Here is a 5,350-nt window from a genome sequence, read left to right on the forward strand (position 1 = left end):
GGATTGTGTAACGGATGTAACGGATGTAACGGATGTAACGGATGTAACGGATGTAGCGGATGGAAGTTCGGCCTTACTCGCAATGTACCGGATGTAACGAATGCAAGGAAGAAGGAATTCGTCAAGCGTCAAGTCTGAAGAAGTCCGATGGAAGAAGTCCGATGGAAGAAGAAATAAAGAAGAAGAAAGAAGGAAGAAAGAAGAAGGAAGATAAATAAACTATGCCCAATGCCCAATGCCCAATGCCCAATGCCCAATTACCCAAATAATTATGAGTGCTTTTCGTGTAGGAATTGCTGGCCCGGTTGGTTCGGGAAAAACTGCTTTGCTTGATGCTTTGTGCAAAGCGCTGCGCCAACAGTACCAGATTGCTGTGGTTACTAATGATATCTATACTCAGGAGGATGCACAGTTTTTGGTTCGGAGTCAAGCTTTGGAGAGCGATCGCATTTTGGGAGTAGAAACTGGCGGCTGTCCCCACACTGCTATCCGCGAAGATGCTTCGATCAATTTGGTAGCTATAGAAGAGTTAGAATACAAATTTACTAATTTAGATTTAGTGTTTGTCGAAAGCGGCGGCGACAATTTGGCGGCAACTTTTAGCCCGGAGTTGGTAGATTTAACAATTTACGTGATCGATGTGGCTGCCGGGGACAAAATTCCGCGCAAGGGCGGGCCGGGAATTACTAAGTCGGATTTATTGGTAATTAATAAAACAGACCTCGCACCTTATGTGGGAGCAGATTTGGGCGTGATGGAACGGGATACGAAAAAGATGCGCGGGGAGAAACCTTTTGTGTTTACTAATTTGAAGACGAAGGAAGGATTAGAATCGGTAGTTGATTTTGTTAAGTTGAATATTGGTGATAATTCTGAATTAAGCGCCATCCATTCCCAATGCTAAAATTCCCAAAATTTTACCCAAATTGGTAAGCAAAGTTTCGGTTGTCTCAACAGAAATAGCTTGTCCTTCGAGTTTTAAGAATTTCCACCTATCTCCCGTAGTGACAGCCCCATAAATTGTGGCAATCTCATTGCCTTCGCGTTCGTTGAAGATTTTAGCTGCTAGCATTTCAGCTATGCACTGTCCCAATCCAGAATTAATATTTTCCTTTTTAGCCTCTACAATAGCAATGACTGGGGCTTTTACGATCAACAGTTCTGGCGATCGACTTATTAGAAAATCACAACTCCCATTCAGCCCTCTTTCAGCATCTACAGTAAAATCAATCCCAGAGAATAAGCTCACGCGATGGTGCAAAAGTTTTCTCACTTCCATTAAAATTGGCGCGATAATTAGTTCCGAACGCGATTTTTCTGTATTACTACCGAGAGCTACAGGCAGATTTTCTTGCAAAGTTTCTGTCAGGAATCTGCTGTATTCTAGTTCTGGTGCAGGAGTAAATATTTCGACTATTTCAGAATAAGCTAAGTCAAAGGTTTTCAATACTCTGTCTAAATTAAAGTCACTGTATGCCATTTGACTTTCTCCTTGTTACAAATTCTCGTTAAGCGAAGCTATCCCGAAGGGAATCGCCTATTTAATTTAACACTCCCTACCGCACCAACAATTCTCTGACCAAATTTGCCAAACGTTCTGTACTGTCTGTCACCGCTAATTTGGAAGCAGCTTGAGACATTTTTGCCAAATATTCGGAATCTTTTAACAAATATAAGACTTTGCTTTGCAATACCTCTGCTGTGAGTGCGCTTTGACTGAATACCACGGCGGCGCCTGAGGCTGCAAATACTTCGGCGTTAAATCTTTGGTGGTCGTCGGCGGCGTGAGGAAACGGAATTAAAATAGAAGGTACTCCAGTTACTGCTAATTCTGTCAGAGCACTGGCGCCCGATCGACTAATTGCGATATTTGCTCGCTGCAACAAGCTCGCTACATTATCATAAAATGGCATTGACAGATACTGTTCGTGCTTCAAACTTTCAGCATCCGGGTCATTATTTCCGGTGAGGTGAACTACCCAAGCACCCGCCTCAAACCAAGCCGGAGCACACTCGCGCACTAATTGATTAACTGCGACAGCGCCTTGGGAGCCGCCCATGACTAAAATTACAGGTACGCTGTCAGGAATTGGTAACTTTAGAGGTTGCTGTGCGAGAAATTGCGATCGCACTGGCGTACCCGCAACCACGGTTTTCGCGCGGGGTAAATGCTTGGCTGCTGCGGCAAATCCGATCGCCACAGCACTGCAAAAAGGACTCAACCACCGCGTCACTTTCCCCGGAATTGCGTTAGATTCGTGGAGAATTACCGGCAAACCCAAAGAGCGAGCCGCCAAAATTGCCGGTGCTGCGATGTAACCGCCGGTAGTAAATACTCCCTGAAAATTTCCTGCTTTGAGCAACTTCCGCACTTGCAGGATCGAGCCTGCAAGTCCGGCGAAAATGCGCACTGTACCGAGTCCAAATCGCTGCTGAAAGCCTTCGACGGCGATCGTGTGGAGGGGGTAAAGGGATGAAACTAACTGCGTTTCCATGCGGTCTGGGACTCCCAACCATTCGATGTGACAGTCGTGCAACTCCGCAGCGGTGGCGATCGCCGGAAATAGATGTCCTCCCGTGCCGCTAGCTGCAACCAACAACCGCAGCGGGGCTTTTGTTAAGGTATTTGTTTCTTTTATAAGTTCCACAGGTCAATCGATTTTAGATTAGAGGTTTTAGATTATTATGCTTATTGTTCCGGCAGTTTCAGCCAATTTTCAATCAGCCATCTAAAATTAGATTGTGCCGTGTCCCTCCTTCCGCTGTCAGTTTTCGTTGCAGGCGAACCGTTGCCGGCGCCGCTACTCCTGACAAGTAACCAAATTATCATCTAATGCGTAATTTTTTGAATTTAGTGCCAAGTGTATCTCAGTATTTTTCCAGCCGTCGGGACGAAACAGCCGATCCTCTTCGAGGGCTGCGCCAACGCGCGATCGTTTTTGGCTTTAACGGCGGCCAGTCGATCGCTCAAATGTTGTTATGTTTAGCAGTGGTAAGTGCTGGGGTGGTGCATCCGGCTGCTGTGGGCGCGATCGGGGCGGCGGCTGCGTCGGAGCGGGCGACAATTGCCCAAACCCCAGCCAATGTGCCCGCAGAGTTCGCGAAACTGCTAACAGAAATGGACGCAGCAGCCAACCGACGCGATGTCAAAGCAGTCATGGAATTTTACAGTCAGAATTTCGCTCATTCTGACGGCTTAAACAGCACGATCATGACAAAAGCCCTCACGCAACTGTGGGAGAGATATCCGAGTTTGAATTACCGCACCGAACTCAAGTCTTGGAAAACAGAAGGTAGCACGATTGTCGCTGAAACCGTAACTACAATTACCGGTACTCAGAAAAAGGATGGGGTAGACTTAAATTTCAAATCTACCATCCGTTCTCAGCAGCGCTGGGAAAGTAAAAAAATAGTTAAGCAAGAGATTTTAGCAGAACAAACTCAGCTTAGTTATGGCAAAAATCCGCCCGTGATTCAAGTGAATTTACCGGAGCAAGTGAAGGTGGGCCAAGAATATCATTTTGATGCCATTGTGCGAGAGCCGATCGGCAATGACATTTTAATAGGAAGTGTTTTGGAGGAACCCATTACAGAAAAAACTTTTTTTAATCCCTCAGCAGTGGAACTGGAATTGCTGAATTCCGGGGGGATTTTTAAAGTAGGTAAAGCTCCTGCTACCCCTGACAATCGCTGGGTTTCAGCAGTGTTGATGCGGCAAGGCGGTATCACGACAGTCTCTGTGCGCTTGCGAGTTGTCCAGTAAAAAAATAGGTGTTATGGGTTATGGTATTTGAAATTTTCCATTTTTCGATTTGAAATTATGGAATAACTTACGAATTTGAATTGAGGGTTGGGAGCGCGGATTAACAGTTGCATTTATTAGCTGAACTAATATGATTTGGGTAATTTAAGTAGTGCGGGAGCGAGAAAAATTTAAATAAAAATGACACGAACCCGTAAACTCGCAACTACTTAAATTAAGATGATTCATTCAGTTGACAGTTGACAGTTGACTGCGGAGGGCGGCCTCTACGTGGAAGCAAGAGGATTGGAATAATGAATCGTCTTTTTTTAATTTTTCCCTAAAAGGGTGGAGGCTTTAAACCAATTATTTATGGTGAGGTTTTGCCAAAGTCTTAGGGAGAAATTTTTTACTCAGCGTATAAGGCATAGCTGACAATAAAAAATGATTTGTGTGGGATGGACTCGATATCTGTGCTAGATATTTTTTCCAGAGGTAGATGGAATTAACTTGATTTTATACCACCAACTCAAAGTTAACTTTTTTCGTCGCTCCTCGGACTAAAGATCCTTTAAATCATCAGCCAGTAAATCGGCTACCAAATTATTTGTTCTTAAAAATGAACCCATCGAGCGCAGCAATATAACTGCACAAAGGAGCCAAACCCGGCTCCTGGCTATGCCAAAATCTCAAAGCGCTCGACGATCGCGCAGCAGTCGAAGTCTAAAATCTAAAATCTAAAATCCTATGATTTCTATCGAAAATCAAATTGTGTTGGTTACGGGCGCCAGTAGCGGGATCGGAGCAGCCTGCGCCAAAATCTTCGCCAAAGGTGGAGCCAAACTAATTTTAGCAGCCCGCCGCGTGTCGAAGCTCGATCGCCTTGCCAACGAACTTGCAGACACAAAATTGATTGCGTCGGCGAGCGATATTCATTTGGTAGAATTAGACGTGCGCGATCGCCCCGCAGTCGAATCGGCGATAACTGGGCTTCCGGAAACTTGGCAAAACATCGATATTCTGATTAACAATGCGGGATTGAGCCGCGGTTTAGACAAACTCCACGAAGGTAACTTTCAAGATTGGGAAGAAATGATCGATACCAATGTCAAAGGCTTGCTGTATGTGACTCGGGCGATCGTACCGGCAATGGTGAGCCGAGGCCGCGGACACGTCGTCAATATCGGCTCAATAGCAGGCCGCCAAGCTTATCCCAAAGGTAGTGTTTATTGCGCTTCCAAAGCAGCCGTGAGGGCGATTTCTGATGGGTTGAAACAAGACCTTTTGGGTACGCCTGTGCGGGTGACGGAAATAGAACCGGGTTTGGTGGAAACAGAATTTAGTAATGTCCGGTTTCACGGCGATGCAGAAAAAGCTCAAAATGTCTATAGAGGATTGACACCGTTGACTGCTGATGATGTGGCGGATGTTGTGTATTTCTGCGCGACGCGATCGCCCCACGTGAATATTAGCGAAGTTTTGCTAGTTCCGACAGACCAAGCTACTGCAACTCTCGTTCACAGAAACGAGTTTTGAGTTTTTAGCGGTAAGTTTCCGGATTGCGAAGAAATTTTGAGGAAGCTTAATTGGTAGATGCACCCTGATTAA

Annotated in this window: 6 protein-coding genes; 3 read left to right on the top strand and 3 right to left on the bottom strand. The window is 45.4% G+C overall.

Translation table 11 applies throughout. The features are described from left to right. The first annotated feature begins 271 nt into the window (after positions 1-271). A complete protein-coding gene (gene ureG, locus QT974_RS26685; protein ID WP_333471428.1) occupies positions 272-904 on the top strand; it encodes an urease accessory protein UreG in 633 nt (210 codons plus the stop codon). On the opposite strand, the gene QT974_RS26690 is transcribed toward ureG, so the two are convergent. The 3 genes from QT974_RS26690 to QT974_RS26700 all read right to left on the bottom strand — a co-directional run bounded on the left by QT974_RS26690 (position 878) and on the right by QT974_RS26700 (position 2,830). Then, positions 878-1,480 (bottom strand): hypothetical protein, encoded by a 603-nt coding sequence (locus QT974_RS26690; protein ID WP_333471429.1) that lies wholly within the window; start codon positions 1,478-1,480, stop codon positions 878-880. The genes ureG and QT974_RS26690 overlap by 27 nt on opposite strands. Positions 1,481-1,556: 76 nt before the next feature. Next, positions 1,557-2,648 carry an undecaprenyldiphospho-muramoylpentapeptide beta-N-acetylglucosaminyltransferase gene (gene murG, locus QT974_RS26695; RefSeq protein WP_333471430.1) on the bottom strand — a complete coding sequence of 364 codons (1,092 nt, stop codon included), beginning with the start codon at positions 2,646-2,648 and terminating at the stop codon, positions 1,557-1,559. A gap of 41 nt (positions 2,649-2,689) precedes the next feature. Then, positions 2,690-2,830 carry a hypothetical protein gene (locus tag QT974_RS26700; protein ID WP_333471431.1) on the bottom strand — a complete coding sequence of 47 codons (141 nt, stop codon included), beginning with the start codon at positions 2,828-2,830 and terminating at the stop codon, positions 2,690-2,692. A gap of 3 nt (positions 2,831-2,833) precedes the next feature. Here QT974_RS26700 and QT974_RS26705 point away from each other — a divergent pair, with 3 nt between their 5' ends. Together QT974_RS26705 and QT974_RS26710 are read left to right on the top strand one after the other, a co-directional pair. Beyond that, on the top strand, positions 2,834-3,763 hold the full coding sequence (locus tag QT974_RS26705; protein WP_333471432.1) for a nuclear transport factor 2 family protein: 930 nt from the start codon (positions 2,834-2,836) through the stop codon (positions 3,761-3,763). Positions 3,764-4,489: 726 nt separating this feature from the next. Continuing rightward, the gene (locus tag QT974_RS26710) at positions 4,490-5,278 is read left to right on the top strand and encodes an SDR family oxidoreductase (RefSeq protein ID WP_333471433.1); all 789 of its coding nucleotides are present in this window, start codon (positions 4,490-4,492) and stop codon (positions 5,276-5,278) included. The last annotated feature ends 72 nt before the right edge of the window (positions 5,279-5,350 follow it).

Origin of the sequence: Microcoleus sp. BM001215392 (assembly GCF_036700185.1) — a bacterium.
GTDB lineage: Bacteria > Cyanobacteriota > Cyanobacteriia > Cyanobacteriales > Microcoleaceae > Microcoleus.